Annotated in this window: 22 protein-coding genes; 11 read left to right on the top strand and 11 right to left on the bottom strand. The window is 67.6% G+C overall.

Going from position 1 to position 24076, the window contains the following annotated elements; all coding sequences use genetic code 11:
- Nucleotides 1-70: 70 nt before the first annotated feature.
- Nucleotides 71-2071: a neutral/alkaline ceramidase gene (locus ACFQ7Q_RS01265; protein ID WP_383548316.1), complete on the top strand. Its 2001-nt coding sequence runs from the start codon at nt 71-73 to the stop codon at nt 2069-2071.
- A gap of 53 nt (nt 2072-2124) precedes the next feature.
- Here the strand turns inward: ACFQ7Q_RS01265 and ACFQ7Q_RS01260 are convergent, their stop codons facing one another.
- Nucleotides 2125-2751 carry a TetR/AcrR family transcriptional regulator gene (locus ACFQ7Q_RS01260; RefSeq protein ID WP_383548084.1) on the bottom strand — a complete coding sequence of 209 codons (627 nt, stop codon included), beginning with the start codon at nt 2749-2751 and terminating at the stop codon, nt 2125-2127.
- A gap of 357 nt (nt 2752-3108) precedes the next feature.
- Between ACFQ7Q_RS01260 and ACFQ7Q_RS01255 the strand changes: the two genes are divergently transcribed.
- The 5 genes from ACFQ7Q_RS01255 (at nt 3109) to ACFQ7Q_RS01235 (ending at nt 9278) form a co-directional block, all read left to right on the top strand.
- Nucleotides 3109-4683 (top strand): AMP-binding protein, encoded by a 1575-nt coding sequence (locus tag ACFQ7Q_RS01255; protein WP_383548081.1) that lies wholly within the window; start codon nt 3109-3111, stop codon nt 4681-4683.
- A gap of 5 nt (nt 4684-4688) precedes the next feature.
- Nucleotides 4689-5471 carry an SDR family oxidoreductase gene (locus ACFQ7Q_RS01250; protein ID WP_383548078.1) on the top strand — a complete coding sequence of 261 codons (783 nt, stop codon included), beginning with the start codon at nt 4689-4691 and terminating at the stop codon, nt 5469-5471.
- 58 nt (nt 5472-5529) lie between these two features.
- On the top strand, nt 5530-6768 hold the full coding sequence (locus ACFQ7Q_RS01245; RefSeq protein WP_383548076.1) for an acyl-CoA dehydrogenase family protein: 1239 nt from the start codon (nt 5530-5532) through the stop codon (nt 6766-6768).
- Entirely contained in the window at nt 6768-7868 is a 1101-nt protein-coding gene (locus tag ACFQ7Q_RS01240; protein ID WP_383548313.1) for a phosphotransferase family protein, read from the top strand. The genes ACFQ7Q_RS01245 and ACFQ7Q_RS01240 overlap by 1 nt, the downstream gene beginning before the upstream one ends.
- Nucleotides 7869-7937: 69 nt before the next feature.
- Complete coding sequence (locus ACFQ7Q_RS01235) at nt 7938-9278, top strand: MFS transporter (RefSeq protein ID WP_383548310.1); 1341 nt, start codon at nt 7938-7940, stop codon at nt 9276-9278.
- Between the two features lie 21 nt (nt 9279-9299).
- Here ACFQ7Q_RS01235 and ACFQ7Q_RS01230 read toward each other — a convergent pair whose 3' ends face one another.
- From ACFQ7Q_RS01230 to ACFQ7Q_RS01195, 8 genes are all read right to left on the bottom strand, one after another.
- The gene (locus ACFQ7Q_RS01230; protein WP_383548073.1) at nt 9300-9752 is read right to left on the bottom strand and encodes a DUF5709 domain-containing protein; all 453 of its coding nucleotides are present in this window, start codon (nt 9750-9752) and stop codon (nt 9300-9302) included.
- A gap of 27 nt (nt 9753-9779) precedes the next feature.
- Nucleotides 9780-10064, bottom strand: coding sequence for a DUF6510 family protein (locus ACFQ7Q_RS01225; protein ID WP_383548071.1), 285 nt, complete (start codon nt 10062-10064; stop codon nt 9780-9782).
- A gap of 32 nt (nt 10065-10096) precedes the next feature.
- A complete protein-coding gene (locus ACFQ7Q_RS01220; protein ID WP_383548068.1) occupies nt 10097-10798 on the bottom strand; it encodes a ferredoxin reductase in 702 nt (233 codons plus the stop codon).
- Nucleotides 10798-11397 (bottom strand): sulfite oxidase-like oxidoreductase, encoded by a 600-nt coding sequence (locus tag ACFQ7Q_RS01215; protein ID WP_383548065.1) that lies wholly within the window; start codon nt 11395-11397, stop codon nt 10798-10800. Before ACFQ7Q_RS01215 ends, ACFQ7Q_RS01220 begins: the two co-directional genes overlap by 1 nt.
- Nucleotides 11398-11402: 5 nt before the next feature.
- Complete coding sequence (locus ACFQ7Q_RS01210; RefSeq protein WP_383548062.1) at nt 11403-11570, bottom strand: hypothetical protein; 168 nt, start codon at nt 11568-11570, stop codon at nt 11403-11405.
- A gap of 270 nt (nt 11571-11840) precedes the next feature.
- Nucleotides 11841-12947, bottom strand: a complete 1107-nt coding sequence (locus ACFQ7Q_RS01205) for a saccharopine dehydrogenase family protein (RefSeq protein ID WP_383548059.1) — start codon at nt 12945-12947, stop codon at nt 11841-11843.
- The gene (locus tag ACFQ7Q_RS01200) at nt 12944-14377 is read right to left on the bottom strand and encodes an aldehyde dehydrogenase family protein (protein WP_383548056.1); all 1434 of its coding nucleotides are present in this window, start codon (nt 14375-14377) and stop codon (nt 12944-12946) included. Before ACFQ7Q_RS01200 ends, ACFQ7Q_RS01205 begins: the two co-directional genes overlap by 4 nt.
- Nucleotides 14378-14426: 49 nt before the next feature.
- The gene (locus ACFQ7Q_RS01195; RefSeq protein ID WP_383548053.1) at nt 14427-15143 is read right to left on the bottom strand and encodes a type 1 glutamine amidotransferase domain-containing protein; all 717 of its coding nucleotides are present in this window, start codon (nt 15141-15143) and stop codon (nt 14427-14429) included.
- A gap of 203 nt (nt 15144-15346) precedes the next feature.
- On the opposite strand from ACFQ7Q_RS01195, the gene ACFQ7Q_RS01190 reads away from it, so the two are divergent.
- Nucleotides 15347-15949, top strand: a complete 603-nt coding sequence (locus ACFQ7Q_RS01190) for a TetR family transcriptional regulator (protein WP_383548051.1) — start codon at nt 15347-15349, stop codon at nt 15947-15949.
- A gap of 325 nt (nt 15950-16274) precedes the next feature.
- Nucleotides 16275-17249, top strand: coding sequence for an alpha/beta hydrolase (locus tag ACFQ7Q_RS01185; protein ID WP_383548048.1), 975 nt, complete (start codon nt 16275-16277; stop codon nt 17247-17249).
- 201 nt (nt 17250-17450) lie between these two features.
- Here ACFQ7Q_RS01185 and ACFQ7Q_RS01180 read toward each other — a convergent pair whose 3' ends face one another.
- On the bottom strand, nt 17451-17579 hold the full coding sequence (locus ACFQ7Q_RS01180; protein ID WP_383548045.1) for a hypothetical protein: 129 nt from the start codon (nt 17577-17579) through the stop codon (nt 17451-17453).
- Nucleotides 17580-17682: 103 nt separating this feature from the next.
- Between ACFQ7Q_RS01180 and ACFQ7Q_RS01175 the strand changes: the two genes are divergently transcribed.
- Nucleotides 17683-18930 carry an NADH:flavin oxidoreductase/NADH oxidase family protein gene (locus tag ACFQ7Q_RS01175; protein ID WP_383548043.1) on the top strand — a complete coding sequence of 416 codons (1248 nt, stop codon included), beginning with the start codon at nt 17683-17685 and terminating at the stop codon, nt 18928-18930.
- A 309-nt stretch (nt 18931-19239) separates the two neighbouring features.
- Here ACFQ7Q_RS01175 and ACFQ7Q_RS01170 read toward each other — a convergent pair whose 3' ends face one another.
- A complete protein-coding gene (locus tag ACFQ7Q_RS01170) occupies nt 19240-20445 on the bottom strand; it encodes a helix-turn-helix domain-containing protein (RefSeq protein WP_383548040.1) in 1206 nt (401 codons plus the stop codon).
- 849 nt (nt 20446-21294) lie between these two features.
- On the opposite strand from ACFQ7Q_RS01170, the gene ACFQ7Q_RS01165 reads away from it, so the two are divergent.
- The gene (locus ACFQ7Q_RS01165; RefSeq protein WP_383548038.1) at nt 21295-22215 is read left to right on the top strand and encodes an acetoacetate decarboxylase family protein; all 921 of its coding nucleotides are present in this window, start codon (nt 21295-21297) and stop codon (nt 22213-22215) included.
- A gap of 22 nt (nt 22216-22237) precedes the next feature.
- The gene (locus tag ACFQ7Q_RS01160; protein ID WP_383548035.1) at nt 22238-23836 is read left to right on the top strand and encodes a succinic semialdehyde dehydrogenase; all 1599 of its coding nucleotides are present in this window, start codon (nt 22238-22240) and stop codon (nt 23834-23836) included.
- Nucleotides 23837-24076: the final 240 nt, after the last annotated feature.

Here is a 24076-nt window from a genome sequence, read left to right as displayed (position 1 = left end):
CCCCTCCATCGACACGAAGGCAGGAAACGTGGAAACGACAGCATTCACCCGCAGGCGAGGACTTCAGCTGATGGCCGCGGTCGTCGGCGGCATGGCGCTCGGCACCGGCCAGGCCGCTGCAGCGGACAAGCCCGCCTCGTCCCCGTACTTGGTCGGCCGCGGAATCGCCGACATCACCGGCGCCGCAGCCGAGAGCGGCATGATGGGCTACTCCATGATCAGCCAGCAGACCAGTGGCATCCACCAGCGTCTGAGGGCAAGGGCGTTCATCATCGTCGACCCCGCGAACGGCAACCGCATCGCCTGGTGTAACACCGACCAAGGCCTCCTACCGTTCGCCGTCTTCCACGAGGTGCTGGCCCGGCTGGCCACCACGCACGGCACCGCCTACACCGAGCAGAACGTCTCCCTCAGCGCGACCCACACCCACTCCGGACCGGGCGGGTGTGCCCACGACCTCGTCTACAACCTGTCGATCGGCGGCTTCCAGCAGCAGAACTTCGACGCCGTGGTCTCCGGCATCGTCGAGGCGATCAGCGCCGCCCACGCCGACCTCAAGCCCGGCACGATCACCCTCGGCCGCGGCGAGCTCACCGACGCCAGCGTCAACCGCTCCCTCCCCGCCTTCGAGCGCAACCCACAGGCGGACAAGGACGTCTACCCCCTCGGCATCGACTCCACGATGACCGTGCTGCGCTTCCGTCAGGGCCACACGGATGTCGGCGCGATCAGCTGGTTCCCCACCCACGGCACTTCCATGACCAACACCAACACGCTGATCAGCGGCGACAACAAGGGCTACGCCTCCTACACGTGGGAACACGACACAGCCGGGGTGCGCTACCTCGACGGCACGCCCGGCTTCGTGGCCGCCTTCCCCCAGACCAACGCCGGCGACATGTCTCCCAACCTCAATCTCAGGCCCGGATCCGGCCCCACCGAGGACGAGTTCGAGAACACCCGGATCATCGGCCTGCGACAGTCCAACGCCGCGCAGCAGATCCACGCTCGTGCCGCCACCCCGATCAGCGGCGGCATCGACTCCCTGCTGCGCTACGTCGACATGTCCCAGGTCCAGGTCGACGGCCGCTACACCCCCGACGGCCGGACCCATCACACCAGTTCGGGCGTCATCGGCCTGTCCACTCTGGCCGGCAGCCTCGAGGACGGACCGGGTATCCCCGGCCTGATCGAGGGCACGCCATCTCCACTCGCGCCGCTGATCGAGCAGATCAACTCCGCGGTTCCGCAATGGCTCGCCGACGAACAGGCGCCCAAGACCTCGGTCGTCCCCAGCGGACTGCTCCAGGCGACCCCCAACGTCCTGCCCCTGCAGCTGCTCAAGATCGGCCAGCTCTACCTGATCGGCGGCCCCGCCGAGTACACCATCGTCGCCGGACTCCGCATCCGCCGAGCCGTGGCCGAGGAACTCGGCGTCCCCCTGGAGAACGTGCTCATGCAGGGCTACACCAACGGCTACAGCCAGTACGTCACCACACCCGAGGAGTACGAGGGCCAGCAGTACGAGGGCGCCTCCACGCTGTTCGGCAAATACACCACGTCCGCCTACCAGCAGGAGTTCACCAAGCTGGCCTCCGCGCTGCGCAATGGCATCACCCTCCCGCTAGGCGAGCTGCCGCCCGACCCGGCCATCGGCACGCTGAACGTCCAGCCCGGCGTCATCCTGGACAGCCCCGGCATGCTCCGCTCCTACGGCCAGGTCCTCACCAATGCAGGGGCCGGCTACCAGGCAGGCCAGGCGGTGACCGTGGTCTTCGTCACCGGACACCCCAAGAACAATCTGCGCCGCCGCAGCACCTTCCTGGAGGTCCAGCAGCTGAAGGACGGCAGCTGGATACGGCACCTCGATGACGGCGACTGGCAGACGAAGTACCGCTGGCAGCGCACCAGCACTCTGACCGGCGAGTCCACCGCGACCATCACCTGGGACATCACGCCCGGCACCCCACCGGGCACGTACCGGATCGCCCACTACGGCGACGCGAAGAACGGCCTCACGGGAGCGATCACCGCGTTCACCGGCGTCTCCCGCCCCTTCACCGTCTCCTGACGACATAGCGTCCGCGGTGGCGCGCCATGGTGGAGGCATGACGAGCCGGTCCGTCAGGGCCGAGGCGCTGCCAGTGCGCCCACTGTCATGCGTGTCATCTCGCGGTACCGCTCCGCGAGCTCCTGCGGGGAGTGCTCGCCGTCGGCGCGGTACCACTGCGAGACGCCCGTACACATGGTGACGATCGCCCTGCTGGCCTCGCGCGGGTACGGGGTGACGAAGGCCCCTTGCGCGACACCGTCCTCGATGACGCGGTCCATGAGGCGCTGCTGACGGTCTCGGGCGGCGATGTAGGTGGTGCGGGCATCCCCGGTGAGGCTGCGGATCTCGCTGTAGGCGATGAACGCGAGGTCTCGTCGGTGGGCGTGGAACAGCACGAGGCATTCCACGAGCAGGTCCAGCCTCCGCTGGGTGTCGTCGCCGGCTTCTTCCAGGGCCGCGGTGCTGCGTTGCCACAGGTCGTCCATGGCATAGGAGACGAGGGCGACGAGCAGTGCCTGCTTGGATTCGTAGTGGTAGTAGAGCCCTGGCACGGAGAGTTCCGCCCGGGAGGCCACCGTCCGGATCGTCGTCCCGTGGTAGCCGTGCTCCATGAAGCAGGCCAGTGCGGTCTCGAGGATGGGTGGCAGTCCACTGGCTGAGTACGTCCTCCAGGACGTACCGGCTTCGGTCTTGGTCACAGCGCTCCCCTTGCCCCCGGATCTTCGTCGCTCAGTATGCAGCCCACGCAGGCTCCCTTGTCCACGGCCCGGGGCGAACCTCTTGACATGGCGCTTCCGCCGCATCAATCCTTCACCGAGCGAGCGCTCGGTAACCATAGTTTCGCACAGCTCTACCGAGCGAGCGCTCGGTAGCCATAGTTTGACGCATGTCGCACCGAGCGAGCGCTCGGTAACCACGCCTGCGCATGACGCAGGAAGGAGGGACGAGAAGTGACGGTTCCTGATGACCCACAGTGGGATTCCTTGCCTTCGGCCGACATCACAGCAGAGGTGACGGTCGTCCACGACTCTCTTGTGGCCGCGTGGAAAGCACGCGTGGCGAAGAATCCGGTCGCCACGGCGCTGCGCTATTTCGACGGCTCCCTGTCAGTGCAGGACGTGGACGCGGCGTCAGACGCCCTCGCCGCCGCGTTCGAGGCCCGCGGGACCAAGAGAGGCGACCGCGTCGGTGTGTACCTGCAGAACATTCCCCAGTACACGCTGGTGCTGTTGGCCCTGTGGAAGCTCGGCGCCACGGCGATGGGGCTCAACCCGATGTACCGGCGGCACGAGCTCCGCCGGATCGTCGACGATGCCGGGGCCGTCGGGATCGTATGCGCGGACGCGGACGTCGAGGAGACGCTCGGCACCCTGGCAGGCAGCACTGTCCAGTGGCTGATCAGCGCGTCGGCGCTGGACTACCAGTCACGCAGCGACCCGCGGGTCTTCGCGACGACGCGACGCCCCGCCCCGGCACCGGACGGCGACGTCGTGGCGCTGATCGAGGAGTTCAGCGGTTCCCGGCCCACGCCGGTCCGGCTGACCCGTGACGACTTGGCGTTCTTGACCTACACCTCCGGGACGACGGGGCCACCGAAGGGCGCCATGAACACCCACGGCAACGTCCTGAGCGTGGTGACGACCTACGCGTCGTGGGCCGACGTGAGCGACGGGGACGTGGTGCTTGCCATCGCCCCGCTGTTCCACATCACCGGCGCGGTGGTCAACGCGACGATCTCCCTGCTCACCGAGACGACGCTCGTTCTCACGGGCCGATTCCACCCCGAGGTCGTCCTGGAGGCCTTCGCCGAGCACGGGGTGACCTTCACCATCGGCTCCATCACGGCGTTCAACGCGATCTACGAGCTCCCGCAGGCCGAACCGAGGCACTTCGTGTCGGTGAAGACCCTGTACTCCGGAGGTGCGCCGATCCCGCCGGCGACCGTCGAGCGGTTCCGGGAGCGGTTCGGCGTCTACATCCACAACGGCTACGGAATGACCGAGACGACGTCCGCCGTCATCGCCGTTCCTCCGGGGCGCAGGGCGCCGATTCATCTGCCGAGCGGGACGCTGTCCATCGGGAAGCCGCTCCCGCACCTCACGGCACGTGTCGTGGACCTGCACGGCAATCCGGTCCCCAGCGGCGAGCAAGGCGAACTGGAGTTGAGCGGGCCCCAGGTGGTGCCCGGGTACTGGGGGCAGCGCGAGGCCACCAAGCAGACGATGCCGCAGGGACGGCTGCGTAGCGGCGATGTCGCCATCATCGATGCGCAGGGCTGGGTCTACCTGGTGGACCGGCTCAAGGACCAGATCAACGTCTCCGGGTACAAGGTCTGGCCGCGTGAGGTCGAGGACGCGCTGTACGAGCACCCGTCGGTGCTCGAGGCGGCCGTCATCGGCGAGCCGGACGACTACCGCGGAGAGGCCGTCGTCGCCTACGTCTCACTCAAGGCGGGCCTGAGCGCCACGCAGGAGGAGCTGATCGCCTTCTCCCGGGATCGCCTGGCGGCCTACAAGTGCCCGCGACGGGTCAATTTCATCGTCGACCTGCCCAAGACCCAGAGCGGCAAGATCCGGCGCGCCGAGCTCCGCAATCCGAGCAGCACTCCGTCCCTCCCTTCGAAGGGCTGAATTCGTTGAACCAGAACGTCACCGACCGGGGCCGTTTCTCGGGCCGTACCGCCATCGTGACCGGCGCGAGCCGGGGAATCGGCCTCGCGATCGCCGATCGGCTCGTGTCCGAAGGCGCGCGTGTCTGCCTCACCGCTCGCAGAGCCGAACAACTGGAAGAAGCCGCGTCCTCTCTCCCCCAAGGCAGCGTCATCACCGTGGCCGGCAAGGCGGACGACCCCGAGCACCGCCGCGAAGTCTTCGACACCGTCGCACGCGAGTTCGGCGCACTCGACATCCTTGTGAACAACGCGGGCATCAATCCGGCGTACGGCCCCCTCGTCGAGCTGGACCTGGACGCCGCCCGCAAGGTTCTCGAGGTCAACGTTCTCGCCACCCTCGCCTGGGTGCAGGACGCGGTGGCCCACGAGAAGCTCGGATTCTCCGAAGGCCACGGCGCCGTCGTGAACATCTCCTCGGTGACCGGAGATACACCGGCGCCCGGAATCGGTCTCTACGGCGTGAGCAAGGCCGCGGTGTCGCACCTGACCCGGACCCTGGCCGCCGAACTCGGCCCGGAGATCCGCGTCAACGCTGTGGCACCGGCGGTGGTGAAGACACGGTTCGCCGAGGCCCTGTACGAGGGCAAGGAGGCCGAGGTGGCCATGAGTTATCCGATGCGGCGCCTGGGTGATCCTTCGGACATCGCCTCCGCCGTTGCCTTCCTGGCCTCGGACGACTCCTCCTGGGTCACCGGTCGTGTCCTCACCGTCGACGGCGGTCTCGCGGTCGCCGGCGGCACCGCATGACGGCCGGGCCGGAACCCGCCTCGAGCCTCACCTCTCACCGGACCATGAAAGGACTGTCATGACCTTCACTCACCTTCCTCCCGAGGTGGCGGAGCTCCGTGAGCGCACGCGTCGCTTCATACGCGAGATCGTGATCGACGAGGAACCCGTGCCGGGCGGCCGTCTCGACCAGGTCACACGCGACCGGCTGCAGGCGGCAGCGAAGGACGCCGGCGTCTTCGCGCCGCACGTGCCGAAGGAGTACGGCGGGCAAGGGGTGCCCATCGAGTACTGGTCCCCGATCCTTCAGGAGGCCGGCTACTCACCGATCGGCCCCAGCGCGCTCAACTGCATGGCCCCCGACGAGGGAAACATGCACATGCTCAACCTGATCGCGACCGAAGGTCAGAGGCAGCGGTACCTCGTTCCTCTGGCCGCGGGCGAGATCCGGTCCTGCTTCGGCATGACCGAGCCTCACCCGGGAGCCGGCTCCGACCCGGCGGCCCTGCGGACCAAGGCCGTGCGCACCGCGAGCGGCTGGATCATCGACGGCCACAAGCGGTTCACATCCGGCGCCGTCGGCGCCGGATTCTGCATCGTCATGGCGCGCACCCCGGCCGTGGACGGTTCCCCCGAGGGGGCCACCATGTTCCTCGTCGACATGACGAACCCCGGCATCAGGGTCGGCGAGTCGATCCACACCGTCGACCGGTCCATCGACGGCGGCCATCCGCACCTGTACCTCGAGGACTGCTTCGTACCCGACGAAGCAGTCCTGGGTGAGGTGGGGCTCGGCTTCCGATATGCCCAGGTGCGGCTCGGACCGGCGCGCCTGACCCACTGCATGCGGTGGCTGGGACTGGCCCGACGGGCGCACGACATCGCGTTGGACCGGGCCGGGAGACGGGAGCTGTTCGGTGGTCCTATCGACTCCCTCGGCCTGGCGCAGAACCTGATCGCCGAATCGGTGATCGACATCGAGACGTCCGACGCGATCATCACCAAGACCGCGGCGCTCCTGCACACCGACCCGAAGTCGGGGTCGGCGATGTCCTCGATCGCGAAGGTGCACTGCTCGGAGGCGATCTTCCGGGTGGTCGACCGTTCCATTCAGATCTGTGGCGGGGACGGGGTCTCCGATGGGCTCCCTCTGGCGCAGTTCCTGAACGAGGTCCGCCCGTTCCGTATCTATGACGGCTCCAACGAGACCCACAAGTGGGCCATCGCCCGCCGGGCGTCGGCCGGCCGTAGCGCTGCGGTCCGGGCCGGTGAGCTGTACATCGGCGATGCCGTCGTCGGGCGGGACGGGGCCGCGTGATGCACACCGTCCCCGATGGAGTGGAGGTCGTCGCGAGCTGGGACCGGGCCGGCCACCTCGAAAGCCCTCCCTTGCTGGTCGTCGACGCGGCCACTGCCTTCCTCGACACGCATGATGTAGGGCGCGGCCCGCTCGCGTGGCAGCGCATCGGCGACGGCCACTCCAACGTCACCTACCTGATCGAGCGCGGCGGCGAGTTCGTCGTCCTGCGTCGTGGTCCGCGCCCTCCGCTGCCGAAGTCGACGCACGACATGGTGCGCGAGGCCCGTATTCAGAAGATCCTCCATTGGCACGGGGTACCGGTCCCGGAGATCGTCGCCGTCTGCGAGGACGAGTCGCTCCTGGGCGTGCCGTTCTACCTCATGGGCCGGCTCGACGGGACGGTCGTCACCGACACGATCCCAGCCCACCTCTCCCCCATCGAACAGCGCCGGGCCACCAGCGAGGCGGTCATCGATACCCTCGTCTCTCTGCACAGCGTCGACGTGACCCGAGGGGAGCTCGCCTCTCTGGGCTCCCCCGACGGATATCTCCGGCGCCAGGTCGAACGGTTCCGCGGCCTGTGGGAGGTCAACACCACGCGCAGCCTGCCCGCGGTGGAGTGGATCGCGGACTGGCTCGCTCGCAACCTGCCGGCCAGCCAGACAGCCTCGGTGGTGCACGGCGACTACCGCATGGGCAATCTCATGTTCGCTCCGCAGGCGCCCGCCAAGGTCCTCGCGATCCTCGACTGGGAGATGGCGACGCTCGGTGACCCTCTGGCTGACCTCGGATACGTCACCGCCACCTACTCCGAGGCGGGCATCTTGACCACCCCGCTCGAACTCACCCCGGTGACCCGGGCGCAGGGCTATCTCACCAGGCACCAGCTGGCAGAGCGCTACCGGTCCCGCATGGGCCTCGATCTCACCCCGCTCCCCTGGTACCAGACACTCGCCCTCTGGAAAGCAGCGATCTTCTGCGAGGCCATCCACACCCGCTGGCGGCGTGGCGAGCGCCCGAACGACACGGTCTTCGGGCCGTCGCTCGAGACGGGTGTTCCCCGTCTGCTGGAAATGGCCGCGCAGCACGCCGGGCTGACGGCGGCTCCCCGCCGCTGACGCCCGACAGCGTCCCGGCACACCTGTTCACGTCACTACCCACTACCGAGTGCCAGACCTCGCTTCCCCCTGCCCGAAAACAGTGAAGGAGCCGCACGTGAGCAACGCACAAGCAGAGACCGGAACCGCGACCGTGGACAGAACCCAGTCGAGCCCAACCTGCGCTCGAAGCGGAAGTCCCTCATCGCCAGCACGGTCGGGAACGTCCTCGAGTGGTACGAGTGGAGCGCCTACGCCGTCTTCGCCCCGTTCATCGCCACCGTCATGTTCAACGCGTCCGACGGGGTGTCGGCGCTGCTGTCCACCCTCGCCGTCTTCGCGGTGGGGTTCCTCATGCGCCCGCTGGGAGGGATCGTCTTCGGACGGGTCGCCGACCGGCGCGGCCGCAAGTTCGTGCTGGTCACCACCATGCTGATGATGGCCGGCGGCAGTCTCGTCATCGGGCTCATGCCCACCTACACCACCCTGGGGGCCTGGGCGTCGCTGATCCTTCTGCTCGCCCGCATGACGCAGGGATTCGCCCACGGCGGTGAGTCCGCGACGGCCAACACCTACGTCGCGGAGATCGCGCCGAACGAACGCCGTGGGCTGTGGGGAAGCATCGTGTTCGTCGCGATCTTCGGCGGGTCGGCCATCGCCTTCTCGGTGGGCGGAGTCGTGACGTCCGTGCTCTCCGACAGCGAGGTCGCCCAGTGGGGCTGGCGCATCCCCTTCATCCTCGGCGCCTTCCTGGCCCTCGCTGCGCTGTACCTGCGGCGCAGCATGGACGAGAGCGATGTGTTCGCCGAGGAGAAGTCGGGCGCCGAGGTCCGGCCGCTGCCCAAGGGGCAGGTGGCTCGTGCCGTGCTGCTCGTCATCATGATGACCTCGGGCATCACCGCTGCCCACTACACCTGGACCTCGTACGTCTCGACCTACGCCATCACCCAGAAGGGCATGGGCGCAGGCGTCGCCTACTGGTGTTCGGTCGGGGCGCAGTGTGTCGCTCTGGTCACTCTGCCTCTGTGGGGCCGTCTGTCCGACAGGGTCGGCCGGCGTCCGATGATGATCACGTTCGCGGTGCTGATGAGTGTGCTGCAGATCCCGCTCACGGGGGTGATCGGTGCGGAGGGCTGGACGCTGCTGGTGGCGGCCTCGGTGGCTCTGACCGTCGTGGCCATCCCCGGGGCACTGCTGTCCGCCACCATGTCGGAGAACTTCCCGACGCGGGTGCGGACGCAGGCGATCGGCTTCGCCTACTCGGTGTCCGTGGCCGTGTTCGGCGGTACCGCGCCGTATCTGAACCAGCTCTTCATCGACCTCGGTGTGGCCCGGCTCTCCAGCTTCTACATCATGCTGCTGTGCGTGTTCACCGGCGTCGCGTGCTACCTCATGCGGGAGACGAAGGGCATTCATCTGAAGGACGCCTGAACGAGCGGGCAAATCCCGGGCTCATTCCTCGTCGACGATGTGCATCGCGGCCTCTTCGGCTGAGGCCGCGCCACCGTCGAGGCCGAGGTCCCGGGCGTTCAGTTCGGAGACGACGGGGCCGGTCCCCTGGTCCTCGGACATCAGACGGCCGGCTCGGCTGCTACCGACCTGGTCGTCGAGGAGTTCGCCATCGGTGTCCGTCGCGTCGCCGATTCCGTCACCGTCGGCAAGCGCAAGGTCGGGTTCCTCCTCCGCGAGCCGCTCGTCGAGGGACTCGCCGCGTGCCCTCTCGGCCGCGGTGACACCCGAGTGCTCGACGCCCAGGGGCCTTTCAGGCGGTGAGTACCCTTCGTCCAGCGGGTCTCCCCCGAATGCGTAGAGGGTGTCCTCGTTGTCCAGGACGCCCGCGTCGTCCTGGACCTCGCTTCCGTCAGGCTGGTAGACGTCGTCGCCCCATGCCTCGGACTCGGTCATGTGCAACTCCCCTCGCTCCGCCGCGATTCACGGCATGACGTGGGGTCGGGCGAAGCGGAAGGCGCCTGCTCCGCTGCCCAGCTGCAGCCAGAGGTACTCGGGCTGGGTGACGACGCGCAGTGCGATGGCTGCGCAGCCGGGGCAGCGGGCGGTCATGCCGGGTTCGGGGCCGTAGACGTGCAACTGGGCCATGGTTGCCGGTAGACGACAGGAGGGGCACAGCCGCCAGGCGGTGGTCGGGTCGATCGTGAAGACCTCCCCGAGAGGGCCGGCCAGGGCGTTGCCGTCGAGGTACAGGGGGTGTTCGTTCATGGCAGGGTTCCTCACCGTGCGGCGTGGGGGTGTCAGCCAAAGCGTTCGGTACGGATCTGGTCGGGTGCGTACCCGATGGTCAGAAGGAGGTCGCTGACGTGCTCGACGAATCCGGTCGGGCCGCAGACGTAACAGCGGCATTCCGCGGAGGGTGGAAGGTCCGGCAGGTCGAGTGTGGTCATGCGCCCCGCGGGGCGCTCGGAGTCGTTGGGTGCAAGGCGGGTGTAGAGGCGTCGGACGCGGACGTGGTGAGCCGCGGAGTCGAGTTCAGCGGCGTACCAGACCTCGTCCGGGCCTCGGACGGAGTAGAGCAGCGTGCAGGTCTCGTGCGACGCGGACGCGAGCCGTGCGCGGAGCATCGCCATCAACGGCACGATGCCGGAGCCTCCGGCTATCAGCAGGAGCGGGCCTGGTTCCTGCGGCGTCCATACGAACCATCCTCCGAGGGGTCCTTTGACCTCGACCTCGGCGCCCACAGGAAGATCGTCGGCCAGGTACGGGGAGACCTCGCCTCCGAGGGCGGCCTGGATCCCCAGCTCAATGCCGTCGGCGTCGGCGGGAGCGGCCAGAGAGTAGCTGCGTACGGCCTGGTATCCGTCTCCTGCCGTCAGCCGTATGTCGACGTGCTGGCCCGGGAGGTGTCCTGGCCATTGCCGAACCTCGAGCTTCAGGGTGCGGCCGGTCGCGGTCTGTTCCGTCCGCTCCGTGAGGCGGGCGCGTTGCCAGCCGTGCATCAGTCGCTCCAGTAGCGCTGCTCACGCCACGGGTCGCCGTACTCGTGGTAGCCGGCCGATTCCCAGAAGCCGGGCTCGTTGTCCGGTGTGAGGATGAGGCCCTTGACCCACTTGGCCGACTTCCAGAAGTAGAGGTGCGGGATGACGAGTCGAGCCGGTCCGCCATGGTCAGGGGCGAGTGAGTAGCCGTCGAAGGTGTGCGCCAGCCATGCCTTGCCGTCGGTCACGTCCTCCAGCGGAAGGTTGGTGGTGTAGCCGTCGAAGGATTCGGCGACGACGAATTCGGAGGCGGTCTCGACCTCGTCGAGGAAGACGTCGAGGGAGACGCCGCGCCAGTGGGTGTCGAACTTCGACCACCGGGTGACGCAGTGGATGTCGACTGTGGGCTCCTCCTGGGGAAGGGCCATCATCTGGTCCCACGTCCAGGTCCGGGTCTCCCCAAGCTCGGTGGTCACGGTGAAGGACCACCGGTCGGTGGGGATGTGAGGGGTGGGCCCTGCGGACAGGACGGGAAATGATTCCGTCGGGTACTGCCCTGGTGGCAGTCGGCCTTCGAACGCATGGGTCTTCCCATGGAACCCTGGTGACAAGCTGCCCATGGGGTTCATTCCTCTCGCTCGAAGTCGGCCTCCGCCCGCTCACTGTCGAGGTCTGACTGAGCCTGGGCGTACAGGTCGTGCACGAATTTCCGGGCGTCTTGGGGCGCAATGCCGACGCCGAGCCGGAGGAGGCGGCCGGTCCACGAGGCGAGGGGATCGCCGGGTTCGTTCATGTGAACCTCTTGGTGATGCTGAGGCTATTGGCTGCCTTGTCGCCGGCAGGGCTGGGCGGGCGCGACGGCCGCACGGGCGGCGGCCGCGGGGGCACGGCGCGCTGTGTCCTCTTCTCCCCCATGATCCCCGCCTGCTGCGCACGCGCAACCTGGCGTGGGGGTCGCTGTTGCGTGCCTTTGGGCCCGGTGCCGCCGGCAGCCACCGGCCCTTGTCGGGGAGGTTCTGTGCCGCAATCCGAAGGGGATGTGATGCCTGAGGGTGGCTGCCGGTCAGACCGTGATGAGCCCGAGCTCGGCGCAGTTCGTCTGGAGTGTGTCGAGCCCGAAGGCCATGGTGGGTCCGACGACTCCGGGCGTGACATCGGGGTGGGTGGCGATGTGGTGGGCCGCCCACGCGATGAGCTCGCCGGTGAGGCTGTAGGGGTTGGGGCCTTCCAGGTGGACCTCTGCGAGCGGGGCGGTGCCCGGGATGCCGGAGGAGGCGACGGCGACGACGTGTGAGGGGATCCGTACTCGAAGGGCGGCGCTGGGACCGCCTTGTGGGCCGATGAGCAGCGGGCGGGTCAGCGCGTCGGTCACCTTGCTGCCTGCCGGTAGGCGTGTGGTGGCGTTGGCGAGGGCCGAGTAGAGGGAGATGAAGCGGCTGAGTGGGGGGAACCAACCATTGTAGACGGTGACGTCTTCCAGTGCCGGGAACTCTCGTGGCAGGAAGACCACTTCGGTGCCGGAGACGAGGAACGCCGACTTGTGACGGCCTCGGACGGTGAAGCGGCGGACGCGGGAAGCGGTGCGTTCGTCGGTGAGCCGGTGTCGGTGCCAGCGTGCCGAGGGCAGGGTCATGCCGTCGCGCATGGTGGCGCGTGTGCCCTGGCTGATACCGCGCCAGATGGGGCCTGTGGAGAAGTAGCCGATGTCGACGCTGCGTGCGGCTCCTTCGGCCTTCTGGATGGCAAGGGCTGCAGCGAGGATGCCTGGCACGTAGTCGTAGCCGAAGGCCGGCAGCATCACGACACCTGTCTCACGGGCGCGCTGGTGGTGCCGGTCGTGCAGGGTTCGGACGAATCCGACTTCGCCGCTGGAGTCGAGGTAGTGGGCGCCTGCATCCGCGGCGGCCTGCGCGACGGGGAATCCGAAGCGTTCGAAGGGACCGACTGTGCTGATCAGTACGTCGCCTCGCTGCAGGTGTTTTCTCAGGTCGTCGGGTGTGGCGGCATCGACGACCAAGTGGTCGAGTCCACCGAAGCGTTGGGCGAGCGCGGCCAGCGCGGTGGGATTGCGTCCGGCGACTGTCGGCCTGACTCCTCTGCGTATCAGGGCGTTGAGGACGAGGTTCCCGGTGTATCCGGTGGCGCCGAGCAGGATGATGCGGTTGCTCATCGCCGCCTGCCCAGGAGCGGGTGGGTGCGGGAGACGGCCTTGGCGATGAAGGCGAAGGAGCGGGAGGTGTGCGGTGCGTAGATGAGGCGCAGGGTGTCCGGTCTGGTGGGCTTGGACAGGACCGGCCTGCGGTGGCTGAAGGTGTCGAAGGATGTCTTGCCGTGGTAGGCGCCCATGCCTGATTCGCCGACGCCGCCGAACGGCAGGTTCGGGACGCCGAGGTGGACCATCGTCGCGTTGTAGACGAGTCCTCCGGAGGAGGTCTTCTCCAGCAGGGCTTGGCGGGCTGCTTTGTCGCGGGTGAACGCGTACAGGGAGAGAGGCTTGTCTCTGGCGTTGATGAAGTCGATGGCGTCGTCGACGCCACGTACGGCCAGGATCGGGAGGATCGGTCCGAAGATCTCCTCGGTCATGGCGGGTGCCTCGGGTGGTACGTCGGTCAGCACGGTGGGGGCGATGTAACGCTCCGCCGCGTCGGAGACGCCTCCGGTGAGGAGGTCGCCTTCTGTGGTGAGTCCGGTCAGGCGCTGAAAGTGGCGGGCGTTGACGATCCGCCCGTAGTCGGCGCTGGTGCGGGGGTTGGTGCCGAACATCTGGTGGATGGCTTTTGGCAGTTCGGCCAGGAGGGAATCGCGGGCGGCGTGTGTGACGAGGACGTAGTCGGGTGCGACGCAGGTCTGGCCTGCGTTGGTGAACTTTCCCCAGGCCAGTCGGCGCGCGGTGACGGCCATGTCGGCGGTCTCGTCGATGAAGACGGGTGATTTGCCGCCGAGTTCGAGGGTGATGGGGGTCAGGTTCTTCGCCGCGGCGGCGGCCACGATGCGGCCGACGGTGCCGTTGCCGGTGTAGAAGATGTGGTCGAAGCGCTGCGCGAGCAGCGCGGTGGTCTCCTCGACCGCCCCTTCGACGACGGCGACGGCCTCCAGGTAGCGGGGCAGGAGGTCTGCGAGCAGGGTGCTGGTGGCGGGTGCGAGTTCGCTCGGTTTGACGACGGCTGCATTACCGGCTGCCAGTGCGCCGACCAGTGGGTTCAGTGTGAGTGTCAGCGGATAGTTCCAGGGCGCGACGATCAGGCAGACGCCGAGGGGTTCGGGGTGGATCCGGGCCGTCGCCGGCTTGATGTTCATGGGTACGGCGACCCGCCGGGGCCTCATCCAGCGGTCGAGGTGACGCAGGGCATGCTCGATCTCGGCGAGGACTCCGCCGATCTCGGTGAGGTGCGACTCGGTGCGCCCTTTGCGCAGGTCGTCGTAGAGGGCCTCTTCGATGGCCGAGGTGTTGTCCTTGAGGAGGCGGCGCAGGGCATGGAGCTGGCGTCGGCGCCAGGTGGCCGGCCGGGTGAGACCTGAGTCGAAGGTGGCCCGCAGGCGCATGACGGTCTCCGGGATGTCCAGGTCATGCTGTGCGATGGGGGCGGAGGTGCCGGGCATGGGCGTGTGCCTTCCAGGCGGTGGTGTGGGCGTCGGAGCGGAGGTGCGGCTAGCGGGGCGTCGTCGCTGCGCTGACATCGGAGACGAGGCGTTCTGCGAGGCGTTCGGAGGACGGCGGGTTCTGCCCCGTGTACACGTTGCGGTCGACGACCACGTACGGCCGCAGCGGCAGACGTGACTTGGAGTACTCAGCTCCGCTCTCCCGCAGTCGATCCTCCAGCAACCACACCGCCTTTCGGCCGAAGCTGTTGAACTTCTCCTCCAGGTTCGACAGCCCCGTCATCCGATAGCCCGTGAACGGCCACGACCCGTCCTCGTTCTGCGCCGCGAACGCCGCAGCCGGCGCATGGCACAACAACGCCAGCGGCTTCCCCGAACGCAACACCCGTGTGATCAGCGCACCCGACACCGGATCCACCGACAAGTCCTCCATCGGGCCGTGCCCACCCGGGTAGAACACCACATCGAAATCATCCGGATCCACGTCCGCCAGTACCCGCGGATCGTCCAGCTCGCCCTTGATCGACTCCAAGTAGGCAGCCACCTCGCGCAGCTTCGACGGCATCCCTGCCGTCCGCGACATGCTCAGCCGGTCCAGCGTCGGAACCTTCCCGCCCGGCGTCGCGATGACGATCTCCCATCCCGCCGCCGAAAAGATCTTGTGAGGCATCGCCAGCTCCTCACCCCAGAATCCCGACGGATGCACCTCCCCGTCCCGCAACGTCCAGCGATCCGCCGCGGACACAACAAACAACACCCTGGTCATGACGACCTTTCCTCCCACCTTGGATGGCTTCACCGCCAAGACGGCGGGCATACCTGCAGATCTGTCGCTATTGGACAGAAATCATCATCTGCCTCGAGGGGGGCCTGAGCGACCGGTCCCACCTGAGGCCTCAACCTCATTGCTTGGCAGCGTACGTCATTATTGGCACAGACTGCCAAGTCTGGCACTGATAGCCTTTTCGCATGAGGGAGACCACCACGCCCGGCCTGCGTATCAAGACCCGCCAAGCCGTCACTCAAGCCTTGGCCGACACTGCCCTCGAGCTCTTCGACACCACAGGCTTCGACCAGGTGACCGTCGCCGACATCGTCGCGGCTGCAGGCATCTCCCAGCGCAGCTTCTTCCGCTACTTCAGCAACAAGGAGGATGTCGTCTTCGGCGACAGCATCCCCTCCGCCGACGAGGTCCGGGACGAACTGCTCCGGCACCTCGACAAAGCCCCCGTATGGAACGCGCTGCGCGCCGCCTTTCAGACGGCAGCACTCCAGATGGACAGCGACAGGGAGCACTGGAAGCGCGCCACACGCGTCATCTGTCGCACGCCCGGCCTGCGCGCCCGCTATCTGGAGAAGCACCTGGCCTGGACCGACGTCCTCGTTCCCGAGATTGCCTCCCGACTCGATCCCGACGGTCCCGACGCCGAACTCAGGGCGCAGACGATGATCAACACTGCACTGGGCTGCTTCGACGTTGCCCTGATGCGCTGGTCTGACAGCAGCGCAGACCTTTCCCTTCCCGCTCTCATCGATGACGTGTTCGGGTTCGTGGAATTCCGCCACGCCTGATCACTTCTTCACCTGGGCTTATCGCTTCTGGGCCTGCGAGGGCTTCGGGTTCTGCCATGCCGTGGGGCAGGATGACGAACCGACCACGCTCACAGGCCGCAGGCACCAGGACGCCACGTCTGTGACACCAGCTGCCTTGCGGACAACAGGGTCCAGCAGCAGCGTGGGAGGCGTTGACGCTTGCCTCTTGCGGCCAGGTTGCGGGGAGTGGATGCGGCGCGAACGATGGATTCCGGGCATCGACGCCCGAGGCGGGGGATCACCAGCCCGCGGCCGCTGAGGCCGCAGGAACAGGGCACTGTGTGCTCGTGACAACGGAGTCGACATGACTGAGCTTCCTCCTCCGATCACGCCTTACCTTGAGCCGGCCGCGAAGGAGCTGTGCGAGGCGACCGACCCCCACCCCCGGATCTACGAGGTCCCGCCCGAGAAGGGCCGCGACATCCTCCTCAGCCTGCAGGTCGACCCCAGCGTGCCCAAGCCCGAGGTCGACGAGGAATGGGTCGACGTCGACGCGGGCGAGTGGGGAACGGTCCGCACGCGCATCATCCGACCCAAGGGAGCCACCGGACCGCTGCCCGTCGTCTTCTACATCCACGGCGCCGGCTGGGTCTTCGGCGACGACAAGACCCACGACCGCCTCTTCCGCGAACTCACGGTCGGAGCCGGCGCCGCAGGCGTCTTCCCCGTCTACGACCGCGCACCCGAAGCGAAGTACCCCACCCAGGTCGAACAGAACTACGCCGTCGGCCAGTGGGTCATGGAACACGGCGCGGAACACGGTCTGGACACGTCCCGGGTGGCGGTGACCGGTGAGTCGGTCGGCGGCTGCATGTCGACGGTCTTCGCGCTGATGAACAAGGAGCGCGGCGGCATCGACCTCAAAGCTCAGGTGCTGCTCTACCCGGTGACCAACGCCGACTTCGACACCCCCTCCTACCTCCAGTTCGCCGAGGGCTACTTCCTCACCCGCGACGGCATGAAGTGGTTCTGGGACGCCTACACCACCGACCCCGCCCAGCGCGCCGAGCACCACGCCTCCCCCCTGCAGGCAAGCCTCGAACAGCTGAAGGGCCTCCCGACGACCTTGGTGATCACCGACGAGGCCGACGTCCTGCGTGACGAGGGCGAGCAGTACGCCAACAAGCTCCGCGAGGCCGGCGTCGACGTCACGTCCGTCCGCGTCGCGGCCATGGTCCACGACTTCCTCCTTCTGGACAGCCTCCGCGACACCCGCGCCGCCAACGTCGCACGCAAACTCGCCATCGACGCCCTCAGAACCGCACTCCACGACAACTGAGCCCGCGCGCCTCAGCGCACGCCGGGTCAGGCTGGGCCTGTCAGCGCCACCACGGCACTGACAGGCCCCTTTCTCGTAGCCGGGCCCTATGGATCCCCGCCCCAAACGGGCTCCTCGCAATCGTTCTGGCACTGCCACCTCACCGTGTGCCACGCCGTCAGCTGACGCCCCCTCCCTGCGCTCCACGCTGCGGCTTCCCCATCACGCCCAGCAGGCAAGGAGCACCGCGCCTGCGACCGCCGCGTCCACGGCTCTGCCGTCCCTCTTGAGCAGCTCCACCTGCCCTGCGGACGGCCGTGCGCCGATCTCCGTGGCGGGACGGCCGTCCATCTGCGACGTACCCCACACCTCGCGATGTTTACGATGATTACATTGATGCCCTAATGTAAGTAGTGCATACATCGTAAGTAGTCGAAATGGAAGAGAGAACGGGATGACCAGCGAGCTGTTCTCGCCGCTGACCCTGCGCTCCGGGCAGGTGCTGAAGAACCGGATTGCGAAGGCGGCCATGGAGGAGAACATGGCCGACGACGGCCAGCTCCCCGACGGGCAGCTGCTGTCGCTGTACCAGCGCTGGGCCGCCGGCGGCACCGGTCTGTTGATCACCGGCAACGTAATGGTCCACGCCGAGGCTCTGACCGGGCCTGCCGGTGTCGTGCTCGACGAGCACGCCCCCCTGGAGCCTTTCATCGAGTGGGCGAAGGCCGGCAAGTCCGGCGGCGGGTCGATCTGGATGCAGATCAACCACCCCGGGCGACAGGTCGCCTCCGACATGCCCGGTGTCGTGTGGGGCCCGACCGACATCGGCGTCAGCCTGGGCAAGCACAGCAGCCGCTTCGGCCGCCCCACCGCCATGACGCCCCAGCAGATCCACGAGACCGTGGCGCGCTACGTGGTCACCGCTCGTCGTGCCGAGGAAGCCGGTTTCGACGGTGTCGAGATCCATGCCGCCCACGGCTATCTCCTGTCGCAGTTCCTCTCTCCGCTGGTCAACAAGCGCACTGACGAGTGGGGCGGTTCGCTGGAGAACCGGGCCCGGATGCTGCTGGACATCGTCCGCGCCGTCCGTGCAGCTGTCTCCTCCTCTTTCGCGGTCGCGGTCAAGCTCAACTCCGCCGACTTCCAGCGTGGTGGTTTCGGCGCCGATGACGCGCGCCAGGTGATCGAGATGCTCGATCACCTGGGCGTCGACATGGTCGAGCTGTCCGGCGGCAGCTACGAAAGCCCCGCCATGACAGGCCGGCCGGCCGACGACCGTACGCAGGCCCGCGAGGCCTACTTCCTCGACCTCGCCAAGGACCTCGTCAAGACCAGCCCGCTGCCCCTGATGCTCACTGGCGGGATCACTCGCCGCGTCACCGCGGAGAAGGTTCTCGACAGCGGCGTCTCGGTTCTCGGCATGGGCACCGCACTCGCCATCACCCCGGACCTCCCCGAGCGCTGGCGTCAGGGCCGCGAGGCCGACCGGGGCATGCGGCCGGTGACTTGGCCCGACAAGGCCCTCGCCTCCGCCGCCAGCATGGCCCAGGTGCGCCACCAGATGCGCCGGCTCGCCCGTGGACGCAAACCCAAGCCCGGCACCCACCCGGCGATCGCCCTGATATCGGAACGCCGCAAGCAGCAACGCGCCTTGCGCAACTACCGCGCTTGGCTGGCCAAGCCCCGGGCTACCGAGGCCTAAGACGGTCGCCGATGGCGTCTCAGCGGACACCGGTCCGCTCATGACGCCATCGGCGATCTTCTCGCTGCCGGTCCCCGGAGTCCGGCGCTTGCTGCAGCGAGTCGCCTCCTATGCCAAGGCACCCGATCTCATGAGGCGCCCCACGCGATCACATAGGCGGGCGCCCTCATCCAGTCGTGATCGAGCTGTTCGCGTGCCGCCATTGAGCCGAGAGCCGCCTTTCTCGCCGGTCTCCTTAAGGCTTCGGCGTGATGCTTCTTCGCCTTGCGCTGCGTCGACGGCGCCTGTCTCCTGCGGGTGAGGCGGCTCCTACTCGCCACCGAACAGTGTGCCTCGCAGGCGTTGAGAGCGCAGGACGAGGAGCATCTCGAATCGCTGGTCAGGGTCGTTGAGGCTGTCTCCCCACAGTTCGCGAAGCTGACGAAGGCGGTAGCGGGCGGTCTGAGGGTGGATGCCCAGCTGATCGGCGATGTCCGTGGCGCTGCCGGAGGTTTCGATCCAGGCCAGAAGGGTCACGGCCAGATGGCGTGCCTGGGTCGCGCCGACCTCGCTCAGCGGTGCGAGCAGGCGCAGGGCTGCAGCATCGATGAGGTCGCAGGAAGGCAGCAGGATGAGCTCCTCCGTGTGGTCGGTGCAGCGCTGGACCTCACCACGGGGCAGGAGCCCGTCCTGAATCAGTTGCACGCCGCTCTCCGCCCAGCGCAGCGAGGCCTGCGCATCCGCGAGGGGCACCGTCGGTCCGATCATGCCCGACCAGCCGACGACAGCCCGGCGGACGTGGTCGGCTCGGCCTGCTTCGTCCGGGGCAGGGATGAGGATGCGCGGCTGCTCGCTCTCCATGTCGAGGAGAATGCCTTGCCCCAGGGCTGGCGTGACCGCCTCTCGTGTTGGCCTGAGCAGCAAGCCGACGGCGACAGTGCTCGGCATCTCCCACTCGATGCGTGTGGAGAGAGCCGCTAGGGCAGTCGCGGGGTCGGAGTGGTGACCGGACAACAATCCGTCGATCAGTGCCCGCTGCAGCTGCAGGCGTTCGCTCTCCTGCCTGGCCATCGCCTCGGCGTAGCCTCGGACCGATTGCTCGACCAGTCCGTCGAGGTAGGTGAAGCCAGCCTCTACGAGTTCGTACATGGCCGGCGCGGCAATGTCGATCTGCTGGCCGATCTCGGCGAACCTGCGCCAGGCAAGTCTGACGCCGAGCCGGTACACGGCTTGGAGCAGATCGAGACTGCGTCCGCTCAGCCCCTCTGCCTTTCCGAACTCCTGAAACACCCCTGAAGGCAAGCGAGGGGCAGTCGTCCCTGACACGAGGTGGAGGACGAAGCCCTCAAGGGCGCTTTGGATTCCGAGGAGGGCCTTGGGCGCGCCGGATTCGTCTTCCACGAGATGCAGTTGCGGGAAGTTGTCGCGGATGTCGTGGAGGATTGCCTCGGCCAGGCTGGCCGACTCAGCCAGCGCGGAGGCGGTGAACTGCTCGACGAGCGGCTTGGGTACGGCGCTCCAGGCGAGTCGGTTCATCGGTTCGGTGGGGTCGTGTTGCGGGTGGTCCGAGAGATGTCCGGTACTAACCCAGGGCCGGCCTGAGTGCGCGCCGGGGAAGCGGATGCGGTTCCCCCTGTGGCTCTCGTCGGGGAGTCGGCGAAGGTGAGGGTTCTCAGACCCGGCCCGTCCAGGGGTACCCGCATGATCTTTCGTCTGGCTCCGGTCAAAGTCCCAGGTGACATGGCCAGCTCCTCACGATTCAGACCAGGGGACGCTCCCCGGTCATCGGCGCCCTGCGGCCGGCTCTGGCCGTCCTTCGCAGGGTTTGCTGCTCGGGCCTGCGTCTCGCAACTGCCCGTCCGCGCTGCTCACTTCGCAAGACCGCCCGCCCTTACCGAGCGATCGCTCGGTAAGGGCAGGATTTACTGAGTCCGCGCGCCGAGTCAAGGGCTCTGCCCGCGATGTGAAAGAGGGAACGCCGCGCCTCACACGGGCGATGGCCCACGCAGTGCGGGACACCTGAGTCCCGGGGGGCGGCAGCACAAGCGGAGCACCGCCCACCATCGGATAGCGCAGGCGCAGGCGGGGATCGCAGAGCGCACCTTGGCCTTCCAACCTGCAGATTTCCCTGAAACGGCAGCGCAAGGGGCAGCTCCTCCAGGTCCCGTACTCCACAACGGTCAACCCGCGAGCAAGGGCAGCGGAGGCGCAGGCCCCCGACACTGGCGCTTCCTCGCTCGAAGAGCCCAGCGAAAGGTGGCGGAACGCCGCTTCGGTTCGGCCGTCGATCCGTCCACAAGATTCCCGCACTCCATTGTTGACGGTGCTTACATAGTCCCTTACAGTCATGTATACACCGCTCACATCAGAAGGAGGAACCCTCGCATGTCTTCGACGCAGAAGGACACCGTCAAGGTCGACCTGGGCGGCCGTGAGGTAACGGTCCCGAAGGGCGGCATGTACGACCGCTACCGGATGAACCCCGACCTTGACGAGATCGCCCGCGACCCCCGTGTCAGCAGCGTGGACTTCTTTCGCCAGTTGCCCAAGATCAGGGTCGACTCTCCGATCGGCTCCACGCTCACCCCGAACTTCTACTACACGGTCTCCACCGCCCGGCTCACGATGACGGCGCCGTCCCGAGCGATCCGCAGGCGACTGCCCGAGGAGCTCTCGCCGCTGGAGATCGTGCCTGGCCTCGGCCTGGTCTCGGTCATGTTCTTCCGGTACGACGTGTGCGACATCGACTTCTACACCGAAGCGGCCGTCGGCATCGCGGTCAAGCCCGCCCGGCATGGAAAGCTCGGGTTCTTCGACCTAGTCTCCGGCCTGAAGAACGAGCACCTCAGCTCCTACGTGCTGTCCCTGCCCGTGAGTTCGGACATCGCCCAGGTCCGCGGCCACGACGGCTACGGCTTCCCCAAGTGGGTCACCGGGCTCGATGTCGACATCAACGGCAACCGGACGACCGCCCGCGTGGCCAACGACGCCGGCGGAGTCGACCTGTCGCTCCTGGCGGACACCCCGACCCAGAGGGCCTATGTGAGCGGGGAGCGCGTCGGCTCGCTCACCTCGTACACGACGATCGACGGCGCGTGGCACTCCACTCTGAACCAGACCAACGTGCTGAACGCCGGCACGACGCGCAGCACCCGCGGCATCACCCTTCAGCTCGGTGAGGGCCGCATGTCCGACGACCTGCGGTCGCTCAAGCCGGGGCGGACCATCCAGTTCGACGTCATGACCGAGGGCCAGGCCGCCCTCCACATGCCGGTGCCCACATCGGTCCAGAGCCGGAACAAGTAGCAGCAAAGCAAGGAGTTCTGCCATGGTCACCGACCACGCCAGCCGCCCCACGGTCGCCCGCGGACTGGGCCTGCCCGCGTCCATCACCCCGGCCCTGCTCGCGCAGCTGACCGCACGGGTCTCGGCCGCACCGAACGCCGCGCGGGTCACCACCAGCGCCCCCTACACCGGCGTGCCCTTGGCCGACTTCCCCGTCTCCACCCCCGAGGACGTCGCGGCCGCATTCGGGCGGGCGCGGATCGCGCAGAAGTCCTGGGCTGCCACCTCGATCGCCGAGCGCAAGCGGATTCTGCTGCGCTACCACGACCTCGTCCTGGCCAGGCAGGAGGAGGCGCTGGACCTGATGCAGGCCGAGAACGGCAAGACCCGCCGCGACGCCTACCTCGAGGTCGTCGACATCGGCATCGTCTCGCGCTACTACGCCCGCAACGCCGGCAAGTACCTGAGCCCCAAGCGCCGCCGCGGCGCGATCCCGCTGCTGACCCACACGACCGAGCTGCGTCACCCCAAGGGTGTCGTCACCGTGATCTCGCCGTGGAACTACCCGCTCAGCATGGCCGCCAGCGACACCATCGCAGCGCTCATGGCCGGCAATGCCGTCGTGCAGAAGCCCGACACCCAGACCGCCCTCACCGCCCTGTGGTCCATGAACCTCATGTACGAGGCGGGTCTGCCGGCCGATGTGTGGCAGATGGTGATCGGCCGGGGCAGTTCCATCGGCGGTGCGCTGATGGACAACGCCAACTACATGATGTTCACAGGCTCCACCGCCACCGGGCGTCAGATCGCGAGCGACGCCGGCAAGCGCCTCATCGGCTCCTCCCTCGAACTCGGCGGCAAGAACGCCATGATCGTCCTGGATGACGCCGACATCGAGAAGGCCGCTGAAGGCGCCGTCAACGCCTGCTTCCCCTCCGCCGGGCAGCTGTGCGTCTCCATCGAGCGTCTCTACGTGGCCGAATGCATCCGCGACAGGTTCGTCGCCGCGTTCGTCGCACGGACCAAGAAGCTCGAGATCGGCGCCGCGTACGACTACAGCATCGACGTCGGCAGCCTCACCACCCCGTCCCAGCTCAAGACCGTCACCGAACACGTCGACGACGCCATCGCCAAGGGCGCCACCGTGCTCGCCGGCGGCAAGGCGCGCCCCGACCTCGGTCCCCTGTTCTACGAGCCGACCATCCTCACCGACGTCATCCCCGACATGACGCTCCACAGCCACGAGACCTTCGGCCCGGTCGTCTCCGTCTACTCCTTCCGCGACGTCGACGAGGCCATCGAACGAGCCAACGCCACCGCTTACGGCCTGAACGCCAGTGTGTGGTCGCGCAACGGCGCCCGCGGCCGGGCTGTCGCTGCTCGCGTGCACGCGGGCACGGTCAACGTCAACGAGGCCTTCGCCGCAGCCTGGGGAAGCATCGATGCTCCCATGGGAGGCATGGGCGACTCCGGACTCGGCCGACGTCACGGCGCAGACGGCATCCTCAAGTACACCGAAGCCCAGACCGTCGCCCACCAGCGCCTTCAGGGCTTCTATCCGCCCACCAGCATCTCCCCCGAAACCTGGGCCAAAATGCTGACTGGCACGCTCAAGGTCATGAAGGCCATAGGCATGCGCTGAACAGCGATCGCCCCCAAGCAGCGTCCGCCCAACATGCATACAGGCTTCGACCAGTCCGTCGTCTCACCCTTCGAGACCAATGAACTGGTCGAAGCCTGTATCTGTCTGCGGCACGCCGCCGTTCGAATCACCGTTGCTTCCCGCAACCACATGGAACTCGGACGCATAGCCCTCGTCACCAAGCGTCGGCACCCGTCTTCCCTGCCACCACAAGGGACCTGGGCCGCCTTCCGCGGATCG

This window comes from Streptomyces sp. NPDC056527 (assembly GCF_042794475.1).
Taxonomy (GTDB): Bacteria; Actinomycetota; Actinomycetes; order Streptomycetales; family Streptomycetaceae; genus Streptomyces.
This window is presented reverse-complemented; position numbering and strand designations above follow the sequence as displayed.